The organism is Micromonospora sp. FIMYZ51 (assembly GCF_038246755.1).
Classification (GTDB): Bacteria; Actinomycetota; Actinomycetes; order Mycobacteriales; family Micromonosporaceae; genus Micromonospora.
Genome location: NZ_CP134706.1, coordinates 1,244,763 through 1,259,286 on the forward strand (window position 1 = coordinate 1,244,763; position 14,524 = coordinate 1,259,286).

Annotated in this window: 14 protein-coding genes; 5 read left to right on the forward strand and 9 right to left on the reverse strand. The window is 71.5% G+C overall.

What is annotated here, in order from left to right:
* Positions 1 to 184: 184 nt before the first annotated feature.
* The 4 genes from QQG74_RS05880 to QQG74_RS05895 all read right to left on the reverse strand — a co-directional run bounded on the left by QQG74_RS05880 (position 185) and on the right by QQG74_RS05895 (position 3,346).
* Positions 185 to 1,171, reverse strand: coding sequence for an aldo/keto reductase (locus tag QQG74_RS05880; protein WP_341719273.1), 987 nt, complete (start codon positions 1,169 to 1,171; stop codon positions 185 to 187).
* 90 nt (positions 1,172 to 1,261) lie between these two features.
* Positions 1,262 to 2,101 (reverse strand): aldo/keto reductase, encoded by an 840-nt coding sequence (locus tag QQG74_RS05885; protein ID WP_341719274.1) that lies wholly within the window; start codon positions 2,099 to 2,101, stop codon positions 1,262 to 1,264.
* A gap of 46 nt (positions 2,102 to 2,147) precedes the next feature.
* A complete protein-coding gene (locus QQG74_RS05890) occupies positions 2,148 to 2,417 on the reverse strand; it encodes an SAP domain-containing protein (protein ID WP_341719275.1) in 270 nt (89 codons plus the stop codon).
* Positions 2,414 to 3,346, reverse strand: a complete 933-nt coding sequence (locus QQG74_RS05895; RefSeq protein ID WP_341719276.1) for an AAA family ATPase — start codon at positions 3,344 to 3,346, stop codon at positions 2,414 to 2,416. The genes QQG74_RS05890 and QQG74_RS05895 overlap by 4 nt, the downstream gene beginning before the upstream one ends.
* Positions 3,347 to 3,608: 262 nt before the next feature.
* Here QQG74_RS05895 and QQG74_RS05900 point away from each other — a divergent pair, with 262 nt between their 5' ends.
* Positions 3,609 to 5,234, forward strand: a complete 1,626-nt coding sequence (locus tag QQG74_RS05900) for a M28 family peptidase (protein WP_341719277.1) — start codon at positions 3,609 to 3,611, stop codon at positions 5,232 to 5,234.
* 188 nt (positions 5,235 to 5,422) lie between these two features.
* Here the strand turns inward: QQG74_RS05900 and QQG74_RS05905 are convergent, their stop codons facing one another.
* The 3 genes from QQG74_RS05905 to QQG74_RS05915 are packed head-to-tail and all read right to left on the reverse strand — an operon-like array spanning position 5,423 to position 7,799.
* Positions 5,423 to 6,124 carry a hypothetical protein gene (locus QQG74_RS05905; RefSeq protein WP_341719278.1) on the reverse strand — a complete coding sequence of 234 codons (702 nt, stop codon included), beginning with the start codon at positions 6,122 to 6,124 and terminating at the stop codon, positions 5,423 to 5,425.
* Complete coding sequence (locus QQG74_RS05910; RefSeq protein WP_341719279.1) at positions 6,121 to 6,909, reverse strand: ABC transporter permease; 789 nt, start codon at positions 6,907 to 6,909, stop codon at positions 6,121 to 6,123. Before QQG74_RS05910 ends, QQG74_RS05905 begins: the two co-directional genes overlap by 4 nt.
* On the reverse strand, positions 6,906 to 7,799 hold the full coding sequence (locus tag QQG74_RS05915; RefSeq protein ID WP_341719280.1) for an ATP-binding cassette domain-containing protein: 894 nt from the start codon (positions 7,797 to 7,799) through the stop codon (positions 6,906 to 6,908). The genes QQG74_RS05910 and QQG74_RS05915 overlap by 4 nt, the downstream gene beginning before the upstream one ends.
* Before the next feature lie 131 nt (positions 7,800 to 7,930).
* On the opposite strand from QQG74_RS05915, the gene QQG74_RS05920 reads away from it, so the two are divergent.
* A complete protein-coding gene (locus QQG74_RS05920; RefSeq protein WP_341719281.1) occupies positions 7,931 to 9,160 on the forward strand; it encodes a histidine kinase in 1,230 nt (409 codons plus the stop codon).
* Complete coding sequence (locus QQG74_RS05925) at positions 9,157 to 9,867, forward strand: response regulator transcription factor (RefSeq protein WP_341719282.1); 711 nt, start codon at positions 9,157 to 9,159, stop codon at positions 9,865 to 9,867. The genes QQG74_RS05920 and QQG74_RS05925 overlap by 4 nt, the downstream gene beginning before the upstream one ends.
* A gap of 811 nt (positions 9,868 to 10,678) precedes the next feature.
* On the opposite strand, the gene QQG74_RS05930 is transcribed toward QQG74_RS05925, so the two are convergent.
* Entirely contained in the window at positions 10,679 to 11,452 is a 774-nt protein-coding gene (locus QQG74_RS05930; RefSeq protein ID WP_341719283.1) for a D-Ala-D-Ala carboxypeptidase family metallohydrolase, read from the reverse strand.
* Positions 11,453 to 11,765: 313 nt separating this feature from the next.
* Here QQG74_RS05930 and QQG74_RS05935 point away from each other — a divergent pair, with 313 nt between their 5' ends.
* Positions 11,766 to 12,395, forward strand: a complete 630-nt coding sequence (locus tag QQG74_RS05935) for a hypothetical protein (RefSeq protein ID WP_341719284.1) — start codon at positions 11,766 to 11,768, stop codon at positions 12,393 to 12,395.
* A 26-nt stretch (positions 12,396 to 12,421) separates the two neighbouring features.
* Positions 12,422 to 12,886: a PPOX class F420-dependent oxidoreductase gene (locus QQG74_RS05940; RefSeq protein ID WP_341719285.1), complete on the forward strand. Its 465-nt coding sequence runs from the start codon at positions 12,422 to 12,424 to the stop codon at positions 12,884 to 12,886.
* A 189-nt stretch (positions 12,887 to 13,075) separates the two neighbouring features.
* Here the strand turns inward: QQG74_RS05940 and QQG74_RS05945 are convergent, their stop codons facing one another.
* Positions 13,076 to 14,518: a M28 family peptidase gene (locus QQG74_RS05945; RefSeq protein WP_341719286.1), complete on the reverse strand. Its 1,443-nt coding sequence runs from the start codon at positions 14,516 to 14,518 to the stop codon at positions 13,076 to 13,078.
* Positions 14,519 to 14,524: the final 6 nt, after the last annotated feature.

The window sequence follows — 14,524 nt, forward strand, 5'->3', positions numbered from 1 at the left end:
ATCTCGACACGTGGCCGGCCGCCTGCTTCAACGACGGTGGCCGGCGGTGGTTGTAGCCAGCTTCCCTGACCAGGCGCGAGACAGCGAGCAGCCGCCGCTAGATCCGATCTAGCGGCGGCTGCCGGAAGGCACGCTGGCCCGCACCACCGTCCGACAGTGGCCGGCTGGCCGCTGCCGATCCCCGTTACCAGGCGGTGTCGAGCCGGTGCCGCTGCTCGGGCGTCAGTTCCAGGTCGACGGCGCCGAGACTCTCCTCCAACTGGGCCACGGAAGAGGCCCCGACCAGCGGAATCGTGGGTACCTCCGCATCGATCAGCCAGGCCAGCACCACCTGGTTGACCGTCGCGCCGGTCTGCTTCGCCACCTCCCGCAGCGCGGCCAGCCGGACCGGCGCGCTCGGCAGGTCGTACTCCGGGCCCAGTGGCTTGTCCGGGCGGGTGTACGCACCCCACAACAGCGACCCGTACGACACCAGGGTCAGGTCGGGCTCGGCCCGCAGATAGCTGATCAGGTCGCCGCCGACGGCACCCACGTTGCCGTCCGGGTCGAGGTCGGTCGGCCCGTCCAGCCGGCTCGGCAGGAAACTGCGGTGGTACTGGAGCACCTCGTACCCGGGCAAACCGGCCGCGGCGGCCACCGCGCGGGCCCGCTCCACCCGCCAGGCCCGGTGGTTGCTCGCACCCAGCAGCCCCACCGTGCCCTCGGCGACCAGCTCGGCGAAGCCCTCCACGGTCTCCTGCACCGGCACCCGGTGATCCTCGATGTGGGCGTAGAGCAGGTCCAGCTTCGCCACCCCGAGCCGCTCCCGGCTGCGCTCGGCGGACTCCCGGATCACCTTCGCCGACAGCCCCTCCGGGTTGTCGAGGTAGCTGGTGCCGGGGGCCAGTGGCCGCGCGCCGAGCTTGGTGGCGATGACGATCTCGTCGCCCACCCCTCGGCTGCGCCGCCACCGGCCCAGCAACTCCTCGCTGTCACCGCCCTGGCCACCGGTGATGAAGAACGCGTAGTTGTTCGACGTGTCGATGAAGGTGCCGCCCGCCTCGACGAACCGGTCCAGGATGGCGTACGAGGTGGCCTCGTCGGTCTTGGTGCCGAAGAGCATCGCGCCGAGGCTGAGCACACTTACCTCGCGTCGGGTACGCGGGTCGGTGCCGATGGTGCGGTACCGCATGGGGAACTCCTCTCGTGCGCCGTTGGACGCGGCACCAGCCTGCGTCTTCGAGCGCACTCGAGGTCAAGCGCTTCGACAGATCGCTCTCGGTCAGCCGAAGGTGTCCGGGTGGGGACCGGTGCGACCGTCCTCGCCCCTGTCCAGCAGGGTGATCCGCTCCATCGTCGCCTCGTCCAGCTCGAAGTCGAAGATCTGGAAGTTCTCCTCGATCCGCTTCGGCGTGATCGACTTCGGGAAGACGATGTCGCCGCGCTGCACGTGCCAGCGCAGCACCACCTGGGCCGGCGTACGGCCGAACTGCTCGGCGATGTCGGTGATGGTCGGGTCGTCGAGCACGGCGCCCTGCGCGATCGGCGACCACGCCTCGGTGACGATGCCGTTCTTCGCGCCGTACGCGCGCACCTCGTCGTTCGTGAAGTACGGGTGCGCCTCGATCTGGTTGACCGCGGGCACCACATCCGTCTCGGCGGCCAGCCGCTCCAGATGCGGCACCTGGAAGTTGGACACCCCGATCGAGCGGGCCCGGCCGTCGGCCCTGAACTCCTCAAGCACCTTCCAGGTGGTGACGAAGTCGCCGTCGTAGCGGGTCGGCATCGGCCAGTGGATGAGGAACAGGTCGAGGTAGTCGGTGCGCAGCGCGTCCAGCGACGCCTGGAACGCGGCCCGCGCATCGTCGGGACGATGGGAGTGGTTGGCCAGCTTGCTCGTGATGTAGACGTCCTCGCGGGCCAACCCCGCTGTGCGTACGCCCTGCCCGACCTCGGCCTCGTTGCCGTATCCCTGGGCGGTGTCGATGTGCCGGTAGCCGACGCCAAGCGCGCCGCGTACCGCCTCGGTGGTGTCCGCCGGGTCGATCTGGAACACCCCGAAGCCCAGTTGCGGGATGGTGGTGCCGTCGTTCAACGCAATGTCCGGAATCATGCCTGCCATTCTGGCCGCATACCCGCTGACGAGGGGCTTTTCACGCCCACGTCGGTCAGCGCTGCCGCAGGGCGGTGGAGGCGAGCCGGTAACCGATTGTGTGGTTCACGATCCGGTCGACCAGCTCCGCCTTGCGCAGCCCGCCGACGCCGCGCAGCCCCAGACTCGCCGCCAGTTCCCGCAACTGGCGCACCGACCAGCCCGACAGGTAGGCCGTACCGTCGGCCCGGCTGGTCAGGGCGGCCAGGCGCGCGGCGGCGTCGGCCGGCTCGATGACCGGCCCGGTGGCGGCGGGCGGCTGCCCGGCGTGGTCCGGGCCGGTCACGCGGGCCGTCCCACCGGCTGGAGGTGGTCGAGGAACTCGGTGGTGAGCTGGCGTAGCTCGTCGCGGACGGCGGGCACGGTGACCCGGTCGCGCAGCACCACCGGTACGCCGCGCGGGGTGTTCGTGGCGTAGAGGGTGACGTTCTCCCGCAGCGCGGTCGGAAAGACCGGCAGGCCCAGGTTGCGGACCTGGTCCATGTAGCTCTGATGGGTGGCGATGGGCTGCCGCGACAGCAGCTGGATCATCGTGAAGACCACGCCGGCCACGCCGGGGGCGACCTTCTGGTGCCGGCGTACGGTGGCGAACCGGCGGGCGTCGGCGTTGTACTGGTCGACCAGTTCCCGCACGTTGCCGTGCAGATAGTCGATGCCAAGCGTGGACAGATAGTCGGCCCGCGCCGGAATGACCAGGTGGTCGCTGGCGATGATGGCCGACTGGGTGACCACGTTGAAGTTCGGCGGGCAGTCGATGAGCACCATGTCGTACGGGTCCAGCCCGTCGGCGAGCAGCCCGTCGGCGAGCGAGCCGCGCACCCGGAACAGCTCGGCGTCGTACTCCTCGCCACCTGCGACGCTGCGGGCCAACGCCAGGTCGATGTCGACCAGTTGCAGGTGCGAGGCGATCAGGTCGAGCCGGCCGGCACCGGAGAGCCGGGAGTTCGCCGGACCGGGCGACACCACCAGCTCACCAAGGGTGACCGACGGGTTGCCCTCGCGTAGGCCGTCGTACCAGCGTTTCACGGTCCGGCTGTCCCGCAACCGTTCCCGCCAGTCGTCCGGGTCGTAGAAGCCGAACGTCAGGCTGGCCTGCGGGTCGAGGTCGATGAGCAGCACTTTCATCCCCCGGTTGGCCAGCTCGGCACCGAGGTTGGCGGTCACCGTGGTCTTGCCGACCCCGCCCTTGTAATTGATCACTGACACGACGTACATCGACATACCTCCCCAGACCGGGAACGGTAGCCGACTGCAAGGAAGGGCCCCTTGTTAACGCCTCGTGTAGGTGAAGGGCCCCTTCTTAACACTGCTGAGCCGCGACTCAGCTACCACCGGCAGCCTTTAGCAGGTCAGAGGCAGAGCGTCCTCAGACGAACAGACCCTTTGCTTTGGCTCCGATGTGGATGAGGATGGCACGAACATCCGGCACACGGGGGTAGGGGAGCCGGATACCCGCAGAGGAAGGACGTGGCACATCGTGGTGCCTTTCTCCGGTAGAAGGGTGCTCGCCGGTATCGCGGCTGGCACGCTTCTGGGCACGGTGGCGTTGGTAAGCCCGGCGTCGGCGAGCCCGAACAACAACACCGTTAAGAAGCTGACCAAGGCGGTGACCGTCGAGGGAGTCTTCAAGCACCTCGACAAGTTCCAGGCCATCGCCAACGCCAACGACGGTACGCGCGCCTCCGGCACGCCCGGCTACGACGCCAGCGTCGACTACGTGGCCGGACTGCTCAAGAAGGCCGGCTACCAGGTGACCAGGCAGCAGTTTGACTTCGCTTACTACGAGGAGTTCGGCTCCTCGTTCGCGCAGGTGGGACCGAGCCCGACCACGTACGCCGCCGGTGTCGACTACGCGCTGATGTCCTATTCGGGCGCCGGGGTGGCCGAAGGTACCGTGGTGCCGATCGACCTCGCCCTCACGCCGCCACGCGACTCGACGTCCGGCTGCGAGGCCAGTGACTTCGCCGGCGTGGACGTGACCGGCAAGATCGCCCTGATGCAGCGTGGCACCTGCGGCTTCGGGGAGAAGGTGGCAAACGCCGAGGCCGCCGGCGCGGCGGGCGCGATCATCATGAACCAGGGCAACGGCACTCCGGAAGCCAACCCGGACCGCTACGATCTGTTCGCCGGCACGCTGAGCGCGCCGGTCGGCATTCCGACGGTGGCCGTGTCGTACGACACCGGGACGCAGTTCGCTGCCACGTCGGGTCTGACGCTCCGGATCGAGGCCGACACCACCTCGGAGATCCGCAGCACCGAGAACCTCTTCGCGCAGACCAAGCAGGGCCGCACCGACAACGTGGTGGTGGCCGGGGCGCACCTGGACTCGGACCCGGCCGGGCCGGGCTACAACGACAACGGCACCGGCAGCGCCGCGCTGCTTGAGGTCGCACTTCAGATGGCCAAGGTGAAGCCGTACAACGCGGTGCGCTTCGCCTGGTGGGGTGCGGAGGAGGCCGGCCTGATCGGCAGCCAGTACTACATGGACTCGCTCACCGAGAAGCAGGTCGCCGACATCGCCCTCTACCTGAACTTCGACATGATCGGCTCGCCGAACTACGTGTTCGGGGTCTACGACGGCGACGACTCCGCGCAGGAGGGTGCCGGCCCGGGGCCGGCGGGCTCGGCGCAGATCGAGCAGGTGTTCGAGAAGTTCTTCGCCTCCCGGAAGCTGCCCACCGTGCCGTCGGACTTCACCGCACGCTCGGACTACAAGGCGTTCATCGACGTCGGCATTCCGGCCGGTGGCCTCTTCACCGGAGCCGAGGGCCTCAAGACGGCCGAGGAGGCGGCCCTCTTCGGCGGCCTGGCGGGCGAGGCGTACGACCCCTGCTACCACCAGGCCTGTGACAGCCGTACGCCGGTCGCCGACGGTGCCGACGCCGAGCTGTACCGGGCGCTGGGGAAGAAGTACAAGCTCAAGGGCAACGTCAACGTCTTCGCGCTCGATGTCAACGCCGACGCCGTCGCCACCGCGGTGCTCACGTTCGCGTACGACACCTCGGCCGTGAACGGCGTACCGGGCAAGGCGCCCGGCAAGGGCAAGGGCAAAGGCAAGGGCAAGCCGCACGGCCACAAGCACGGCCACAAGCACTGGAGGTGATCCAGGCGCCGCGCTGAACCGGGCCGGGCCCCACCTCGGGGCCCGGCCCGCCGGCTCAGCTGAGCAAAAAGGCCGAGCGGGCCAGCTGGGCGGGGAGGGTCGAGCGGGCCAGCCAGGCGGGGAGGGTCGAGCGGTTCAGCCAGGCGGGAAGGGCCGAGCGGTTCAGCCAGGCGGGAAGGCCGAGCGGGTCAGCCGGGCGGGAAGGCCGAGCGGGTCAGCCGCCAGTACTGGCGTTCGCCGTCGTCGCGCAGCACCACGCCGTAGCGGCCCAGTTCGGTACGCAACTCGCGGGCCTCGTCGTCCCGGTCCTTCTCCAGCGCCTCCTGCCGGGCCCGCAACAGCGCGTCCGCGCCGTCCGGCAGGCCGGGCAGCCCCGGCACCCAGCGTCGGTACGCGTCCCGGTGCGGGTCCGCCTCCGCCCACGGCCAGCCGTGGTCCCGGAACGCCCTGGACAGCCGGTCGGTCGGCAGGTCGGAGGGCTGCCGGACCAGCTCGCCGTCGTCCGCGTCGAGCAGCACCAGGTCCTTGCCGTCGACGAAGACCACCCGGGTCGCCGACCGGCCGACCTCCCGCTCGGTGCTGCCGCAGCGCAGCCGCAGCCGAGTGCCGTCCACGGTGACCCGCACCCGCTCGGCGGTGCCGATCGCGCCGATCACCAGCCCGGCCAGCAGGCCGACCGCCGCCCCGCCGCCAAGCGCGTACGGGTCGGGCAGCCCGTCGACCCAGCGGAACAGCCCCTGCGCCGGTGCCCAGGGCAGGCCGGCCACCCAGCCGGCACCGGCCGCCAGCAGCCCACCCGCCAGGCCACCGGCGAACGGGATACCGGCCCAGAGCACCAGCAGCTCGCCGGCCCCGCCGCTGACCACGCTCGGCGTACCGTACGCCGTCACGCCACCTCCCGACGCATCGTCCGGACCAGCCCCGCGAGCAGCGGCACGACCAGCCACACCAGCAGCGACACCCCGAGCCGCCCCCACTGCCCGGCGGTCATCTCGGCGGTGAACAGTGGCTCCATTGTGCGTCCGGCGTCCAGCCACTCGGCCGCCCGGCGCAGGGGCCGGACCAACTCGCCGACGATCGCCCAGGCGTTCGGCAGCACCAGGTAGGTCACGATCGCCAGCGGGGTGTGCAGCAGGAGCAGGCCGAACCCGGCACCCAGCAACACGTTGGCCACCTGGAACACGGCCGTGTGCAGCAGGAGCATGCCCTCGATCCGCCAGGTACCCGCGCCGCCGGTCGCCCCGGCGATCAGCGTGCCGACGGCGGCGACGGCGAGGCTCGCCAGCAGCGCCGCGAGTGCCGCCGCGACCAGCGCGATGAGTTTGGCGGCGATCACCCGCTCCCGCCGGGGCACCAGCGCGAAGGTGGCCAAGGCGGTGCGCTGCGACCACTCGCTGGTGATCGAGAGGATGCCCAGCACCGGCAGCAGCAGCCCGACCGGGAGCAGCGACGGCAGGTAGAAGTTGACGAAGGTCTGCTCGGCGTCGGGCGCGTACGCCAGTTGGAGCGCGACGACGGCGGCGGTGACCAGCCCGATGGTGATCAGCAGCCAGCGGCCGGCCCGGGTGTCGACGAGCTTGCGCGCCTCCACGACGGTCAGCCGGGCCAGCGACGGCCGGTGCTCCGCCGCCCGGCTGACCTCGGGCGTGCTGGTGCTGGTGGTGATGGTCGTCATCGAACGGGCTCCTCGGTCGGCTCGGCGGTCAGGGTGAGGAAGAGTTGTTCCAGGCCACCGGCGCCGGCCGGCCGCAGCTCGGTCAGGGCGACCCCGGCCGCTGTGGCGGCCAACCCGACCGCCTCGCTGTCGGCGCGGACCAGCAGCCCCTCGGTGCCCTCGCTCACCGGCAGGCCGGCGCGCTCCAGCGCGGCGCGCAGTGCCGCCCGGTCCCGGGCCCGCACCAGCGTGCCGCCGTTGGCCAGCAACTCGTCCTTGTCGCCCTGGGCCACGATCCGGCCGCCCCCGATGACCACCAGCCGGTCCGCGACCGCCTCCACCTCGCGCAGCAGGTGGGAGGAGAGCAGCACGGTGCCACCCCGGTCGGCGAAGTTGCGCAGCAGGCCGCGCATCCAGAAGATGCCCTCCGGGTCCAGGCCGTTCGCCGGCTCGTCCAGGATCAGCACCCGGGGGTCGCCGAGCAGCGCGTGCGCCAGGCCGAGCCGCTGACGCATCCCCAGCGAGTACGCCCGGACCCGGCGCTTCGCCGCGACCGCGTTCAGCCCGACCTGGTCCAGCGCCTCACCCACCACCCGGCGGTCCACGCCCATGGTCGCGGCGGCCACGGTAAGTACCTCCCGGCCGGTGCGCCCGGCGTGTTGGGCGGCGGCGTCCAGCAACACTCCGACCATCCGGCCCGGGTTGGGCAGTTGCCGGTAGGGCCGTCCGGCGACGGTGGCGGTGCCGGCGGTCGGTGGGGTGAGTCCGCAGATCATCCGCATGGTGGTGGACTTGCCGGCACCGTTGGGGCCGAGGAAACCGGTGACCGTGCCCGGTTCGCAGCGGAACGACACGTCCTCGACGGCGGTGTGCCGCCCGTACCGTTTGGTGAGTTGAGCTACCTCGATCATGCTGCGAGGCTGCTGGAGCCACCCGGCTGCGCACAGCGGCCGACGGTCGTGCGCCGGTAGACCAAGGTCGACGTCCAGGTCTCGACTTTGGTAGCTGGTCCGGCCTCCGCGGGCTGCCTACCATTGCGGCTGTGAGCAGCGCCGTCGTCGAACATCCGGGACTGCTGCCCGGCTCGCTCGGCCCGGCCCGCAGTCGCCGGACCACGCGCGACTGGCTGGTCGACAGCCTCTGCTTCCTGGTCTCGGTCGGGTGGGTGCTGGTGGCCACGCTCGACGCCGCCTCGCCGAATCCGTCGTTCGCCGAACGGCTGCCGTACCACTGGATGATCGTCGCGGACGCGCTGTTCGGCCTGGCCTGCTCGGCGGTGCTCTGGGTACGCCGTCGCTGGCCGCTCGGGCTGGCGCTGGTCACGCTCCCGGTCGCGGCGTTCTCGATGGCCGCCGCGATCCCGCTGCTGATCATCTTCTTCACGCTCGTGGTGCACCGACGCACGGCGGTGGTGCTCGCGGTCACCGCGGCCGGCCTGTTCACCAACACCCTCCTCGCCATCCTGCGACCGGATCCGCACCTCACCCACTGGGCGACCGCCGCCTGGGGCGTGGTCATCACCCTGCTGGTGCTGGCCTGGGGGATGTTCGTGCGGGCCCGCCGGCAGTTGGTGCTGTCGCTGCGTGAGCGGGCCGAGCGGGCCGAGTCCGAGCAGCAGTTGCGGGTGGCCCAGGCCCGGCAGTTGGAGCGCACCCGGATCGCCCGGGAGATGCACGACGTGCTGGCCCACCGGATCTCGCTGCTCAGCCTGCACGCCGGGGCGCTGGAGTTCCGCCCCGACGCGGCCCCGCAGGAGGTGGCGCGGGCGGCCGGAGTGATCCGGGGCAGCGCCCACGCCGCCCTTCAGGACCTGCGCGAGGTGATCGGGGTGCTGCGGGCCGAGGGCTCCCTCACCGAGGAGCCGGAGCCGCCGCAGCCCACCATCGCGGATCTGCCCGCGCTGGTCGCCGAGTCCCGGGCCGCCGGGGTCCGGGTCGACCTGCGCGACGAGGTGTCCGGCGCCGATCGGCTGCCCCCCGCGCTCGGCCGGACCGTCTACCGCATCGTGCAGGAGGGGTTGACCAACGCCCGCAAGCACGCCACCGGTGCCGCGGTCACGGTCGGGCTCCGTGGGGCGCCGTCGGACGGGCTGAGTGTGGAGATCCGTAACCGGTGGCCGGTGGGTGAGGTGACCGAACAGATCCCCGGCACCGGTACCGGCCTGGTCGGTGTGGCCGAGCGGGTGCACCTCGCCGGTGGCCGGTTGGCTCATGGTCGTGACGGCACCGGCGACTTCCGGCTGGCCGCCTGGCTGCCCTGGCCGGCGTCGTGACCGGCCCCACCTCGGCGGCCGGGACCGGGAGCCCGGCGGCGGACGCTGGGCGGCCGGTGCGGATCCTGATCGTGGACGACGACGCGCTGGTTCGGGCCGGGCTGTCGATGATCCTCGGCGGCGCACCCGACCTGCACGTGGTCGGCGAGGCGGCGGACGGCAGCGAGGTCGCAGGCGCGGTCGCCGCGTGCCGGCCGGACGTGGTGCTGATGGACATCCGGATGCCCCGGGTCGACGGGCTGGCCGCGACGGAGGCGCTGCGCGCGTCGCCCCGGCCGCCCGAGGTGCTCGTGCTGACCACCTTCGACGCCGACGAGTACGTGTTGCGCGCGTTGCGGGCCGGGGCCAGCGGTTTCCTGCTCAAGGACACCCCGCCGGCCGAGATCGTGCGGGCGGTGCGCCGGGTGGCGGCCGGCGAGGCGACGCTCTCCCCGACGGTGGTCCGGACCCTCATCGAGCACGTCACCGTGCCGACGGTGGCGGACCCGCGCCGGGAGCGGGCCCTCGGGCTGTTGGCCGGGCTCGCCGAGCGGGAACGCGCGGTCGCGGTCGCCGTCGGTCGGGGCCGCACCAACGCCGAGATCGCCGGTGAGCTGTTCATGAGCGTGGCGACCGTCAAGGCGTACGTGTCGCGACTGCTGACCCGGCTCGGGCTGAACAACCGGGTGCAGATCGCGCTGCTCGTGCACGATGCCGGGCTGGTCTGACCGGATCGCCGAACAGGCGCAAAAACCCCGTTGAACTATCCCGCCCCGCCAGCCGTACCAATGCGCGAGGTGCGGTGCTCAAGCGCACCGCTACCGGAGCTTCGGGAGGCCTGCCGTGCGAGTTGATGAGCAGTCGACGGATCCCATCGATCAAATTCTGGGCGAGTTGCCGGTCCCGACATCGCTGACCCCCGAGGACGTCCGGCTGGCGGTCCGGGCGGTGGTCGTGCATGCGGCCGAGGAATGGCCCACGGGGGCGCTGTGCCGCAACGACGGTGCCCGGTTCCCCTGCCGGTTGCACCGGTGGGGCCGGCGAATCCTGCTGGCCCACGGGTTGAACGAGCGACAGCTCGACGCCCTCATCCGGCACGGCAACCCGTTCGTGCACGTGCCGTTCCCGTTCCTGGTGAACGGGCCGAACCCGGGTCGTGCCCCGGGTGCCCGCCCGCAGGGCACCGCCGGCTATCCGGCCCGGGGCGACCGGACGCCCGGCTACCCGCCGCGGGGCGATCGCGCCGCAGGTTATCCGGCGCGGCCGGAGCGTACGCCTGGTTATCCGGCGCGACCGGACCGTGCCGCCGGCTATCCGGCGCGGGGCCCGGTCCCGCGGGTGGCGGCTCCTGCGGCGCGGACCGGCGCCCGCACTCCCGGCACCGGCCGGCCGGTGGCACCCCCGCCACTGCGCCGCGCTGGCCGCGGGCGAGCTGAGAGGGACTCGCCCGCTGGCGGTACGACGCCGGTCCGGAGCGCGCGTTCGGTCCCCCCGCCCGCGCCCGGACCGGCGTCGCGACCTCGCGTGCGACCGTCCCGCTCAGATTCCGCAATCGGGTGCGGACCAGTACGTGCGGTTGGTGATGCCGTCCCGGTTGTTCTCCCGCCGGGAGTCGACGTGCACATGGTTGTTGTGCCCGCTCACGCCGGGACCGACGATCCCGCTGAAGCCGTGATCGCGGGCCCGGCGGGCGATCTGGCACAGCGATCGGTGGTTCGAGATGATGTCGGCGGCGTTGCCGTAGAGGTGCTGGCTGTTGGTCGCGCCGCCCACCCGGCTGTTGCAGCTGCGGTCGCGGTAGCCGCTGGTGACGATCAGCGGCTGGTCGCCGAGGCTGCGGCGCAGCGCCTCCAGCTTCCACATGGTGCGCAGGGCGTTGCTGCGGGTCTGGTCGGCCGTCAGCGGGCCGCCCGTCCAGCCGCCCCGGCCGCAGCCGTTGTCCAGCTCCGGATAGATGAAGTGCCGGGGCGTGCAGTCGTTGTCCTGGAGTTGGTACAGCTTCGCGAAGGTCTGCGGCCCGGCGATCCCGTCGACGCCGAGCCCGTACGCGGCCTGGAACCGGCGGATCGCGGCGGCGGTCTTCGGGCCGTACCTGCCGTCCAGTTCCACGATGTCGCGGCGGCCGGCCCAACCGGCCACCCGCAGTTGCAGTTCGCGCACGTCGCCGCCGGAGGCACCCTGGTAGAGGGTGCGTTTCCAGGTGTAACAGCCGTCGGCGTGGGCGGCTGGCGCGGCGACCACCGAGGCGATCGCGGCGCCCGGAAGCGCCAGCGCGAGGGCCACGACGGCCCGCTTCAAGGTGTGTACGCGCACAGGTAGTCCTCCCGATAGGAGAGCGAATGGGGTGACCTCCGGGACTTCGACCGAGCCGTCCCGTGAATCCACCCTCGCACCGGGCAAGCCGATTCGCGGCGATTAACAAGAATTGTCCTCGCAATTGGCCATGCCTGAGTGTTGGCTGAGAAATGCCGGCATTTGTGAATCGGACATTCGTCGCCGTGTGGTCGCAGCGGGCACTGACGCGACAATTACTGTGCGGAAAGTCGTATCCGGTCGTACCGAGGGTGATGTTGCCCGATCAGCGTGGCCCGGTAACGTCAGCCCGGGCGACGACGGGGAGGCGGGCGTGGCGCGCGGTGGAATTTTCTGCGTCGAGGGCCAGTGGCACCGGGATCTGAACGAGCGAGGGTCGGTGCTGCCCACCCTCGAACTGCTTGAACGACTGAACCGGGTCCGGTTCATCCACAAGGACGCGGCCACCCGCGACGAGCTGTTCTACTTCATCGACCGCTGGCTGCTCAAGCAGTACGCGGACCACCGGCTCGGCTTCTTCGCGATGCACGGTGAGCCGAACCGGTTGTGCCTGACCGACTGGCACTCGGTGGAGCTCACCGAGGTGGCCGAGCGGATGGCCGGGCGCTGCGAGGGGCGGCGGCTCTACTTCGGCAGCTGTTCCGTGCTGCGCGCCCCCGAGTCGGTGCTGCGCGACTTCCTCGACGTCACCGGTGCCGCGCTGATCTGTGGCTTCACCCGCGAGGTGGACTGGGTCGAGTCGGCCGCGTTCGAGACGGTGTTGCTCGACGTGCTCGCCAACGGTCAGCGACACAACGCCGCCGAGCTGCGGATGGGATCGGCACACTGGGCGCCGCTCGCCTCGTACCTCGGCTTCCGGGTGATCTACGCGAACGGCCGGGCGTGGCGACCACCGGCCCGCCCCCGGGTGCCCAGCCAGGCGTCCGCCGGACGGTCCGGCTGAGCGGTAACTGCTGGTAGAAACGAACGATGCCGCGCACAATCGCCACCAACTCCCGGGTCGACCGGGACGAACTCCTCGAGTTTCTCCGTCCACGGCACCGAGTGGTGCTGATGACCACCCGCGCCGACGGCCGTCCGCAGTCCTCGCCGGTCACCGCCGGGGTGGACGCCGACGGCCGTCTGGTGATCTCCACCTATCCGGAACGCGCGAAGGTCACCAACATCCGGCGCGACCCGCGGGTCTCGGCCTGCGTGCTCTCCGACGACTGGAACGGGCCCTGGGTGCAGATCGACGGCACCGCCGATCTGCTCGACCTGCCCGACGCCCTGGAACCGCTTGTGGAGTACTTCCGCAGCATCTCCGGCGAGCATCCGGACTGGGACGAGTACCGGGCGGCGATGGTACGGCAGGGCAAGTCGCTGATCCGGGTCACCATCACCGGGTGGGGGCCGGTCGCCACGGGCGGCTTCCCGGCCCGGCTGGCCGACTGAACCGGCTCCGGCTGCCCGACTGGTCCGGTCCGGGGTCCGGCAGGTCGGCTGGAACCGACTCCGGCTGCCCGACTGGTCCGGGTCCGGCAGGTCGGCTGGACCGGGGTCCGGCTCCGGCTGGTCGGCTGGGCCGGTCGGCTCTGGCAAGAAGGGCGGGGTGCGGCGATCTGCCATACCCCGCCCGATCGGTCAGGCCCGTGCTGTCGCGTACGTGGCGCAGCCGATCAGTTCCATCGACACCTGAAGCCGCTCCAGGCTGATGTTCTTGGCGATGGTGTCCTCCGGGCTGTGGTACGGAGGCTCCAGCAGCGCCGGCGACTCCTCACCCCGCCAGGAGAAGTTGGCGCTTGCGATACCGACCTCCTGGAACGACTGGTGGTCGCTGGCCCCGCGCTGGGTGACCGGGGAGATCTGCGGCTCGTAACCGAGCCGCTGCGCGGCGGCGGTGACCTCGTCGGTGGCCCGGTTGCTCTGGCCGGTGAACGACAGCTGCCAGTACCGCGTCGCCGGGTCCCAGCTGGTGGCGACCATGTCGTTCTGGTAGACGGCGAGGATCCGGTCGCGCTCGACCTGCGGCAGCTCGCGGACGTAGTAGCGCGACCCGATCAGGCCCTGCTCCTCCGAGCCCCACAGGCCGAACCGCACGGTGGCGTTGACCGGGATCGCCTTCAGCACCCGGGCCAGCTCCAGGCAGAGCACGGTGCCGGAGCCGTCGTCGTTGGCGCCCGGCGCACCGATCACCGAGTCGTAGTGGGCGCTGACCATCACCACCGGGCCGTTCGGGCCCGACCGTCCCTGCCGCTCGGCCAGCACGTTGTACGAGGTAAGCCCCCGGTGCGCGGTGGTGGCGATGGTGAGCGTCAGCGGCCGGGCGGCGAGCAGCGCCCGGAGCCGGTGCTTCTGCGCCTGGGCGACCCCGACCACCGGGATCGGCAGCGGCGAGTTGGCCGAACCGGGCAGGGTGGGGGAGAACGCCTGCGCCCGGCGGGGCTCCACCAGGTCGGCCGGGAGGAAGACCAGCCCGACCGCGCCGGCGGCCACCGCCCGCGCCGCCACCTGCTCGCGCTGGCCGGCGACGTAGTCCACCAGGGCGATCTTGCCGCTGACCTCGGCGGTGAAGTCGCTCGCGGCGCCCGCACCGACGTCGATCACCGAGGCGGTGACGCTTGTGTCGAGCGCCGCGTGGGCGCTCGCGCCGACCTGCCAGTTCAGGTCGGTGGGCAGGCCGGCCGGCGAGCTGAGCTGCGCGAGGAACTTGTCGGCCACCGCGAACGGCTGCAAGGTGGTCTGGTAGCCGTAGTGGTCGAGTTGGCCGGCGATGTAGTTGGCGGCCCGCCGCTCGGACTCGGTGCCGCCGATCCGCGGACCGATGTCCTCGGAGAGCACCTTCAGGTGCTCCAGCGCCCGTCGGCTCGACAGCTGGGCGATGACCTTCCGGTCGTCCGACGTGAGCCTCGGCGGCTTGTGTGCCCCCGGGCGCTGGTCGTTGGCGGCCCAGGCCGGCGCGGGCAGCGCCACGGTGGCGGCCCCGCCGAGGGCGACGGTGAGCATCCGTCGCCGGTTGAGGAAGCTGGAGCCGATGGAGGGGGAGGAATCGTGCGAGGGTGTCACGGTGTCGTCGAGTGAAGACAAGACGGC

Coding starts and splice junctions, on each gene's coding strand:
- QQG74_RS05880 (WP_341719273.1), bottom strand. CDS start 1,171: ATGCGGTACCGCACCATCGGCACCGACCCGCGTACCCGACGCGAGGTA.
- QQG74_RS05885 (WP_341719274.1), bottom strand. CDS start 2,101: ATGGCAGGCATGATTCCGGACATTGCGTTGAACGACGGCACCACCATC.
- QQG74_RS05895 (WP_341719276.1), bottom strand. CDS start 3,346: ATGTACGTCGTGTCAGTGATCAATTACAAGGGCGGGGTCGGCAAGACC.
- QQG74_RS05910 (WP_341719279.1), bottom strand. CDS start 6,909: ATGACGACCATCACCACCAGCACCAGCACGCCCGAGGTCAGCCGGGCG.
- QQG74_RS05915 (WP_341719280.1), bottom strand. CDS start 7,799: ATGATCGAGGTAGCTCAACTCACCAAACGGTACGGGCGGCACACCGCC.
- QQG74_RS05940 (WP_341719285.1), top strand. CDS start 12,422: ATGCCGCGCACAATCGCCACCAACTCCCGGGTCGACCGGGACGAACTC.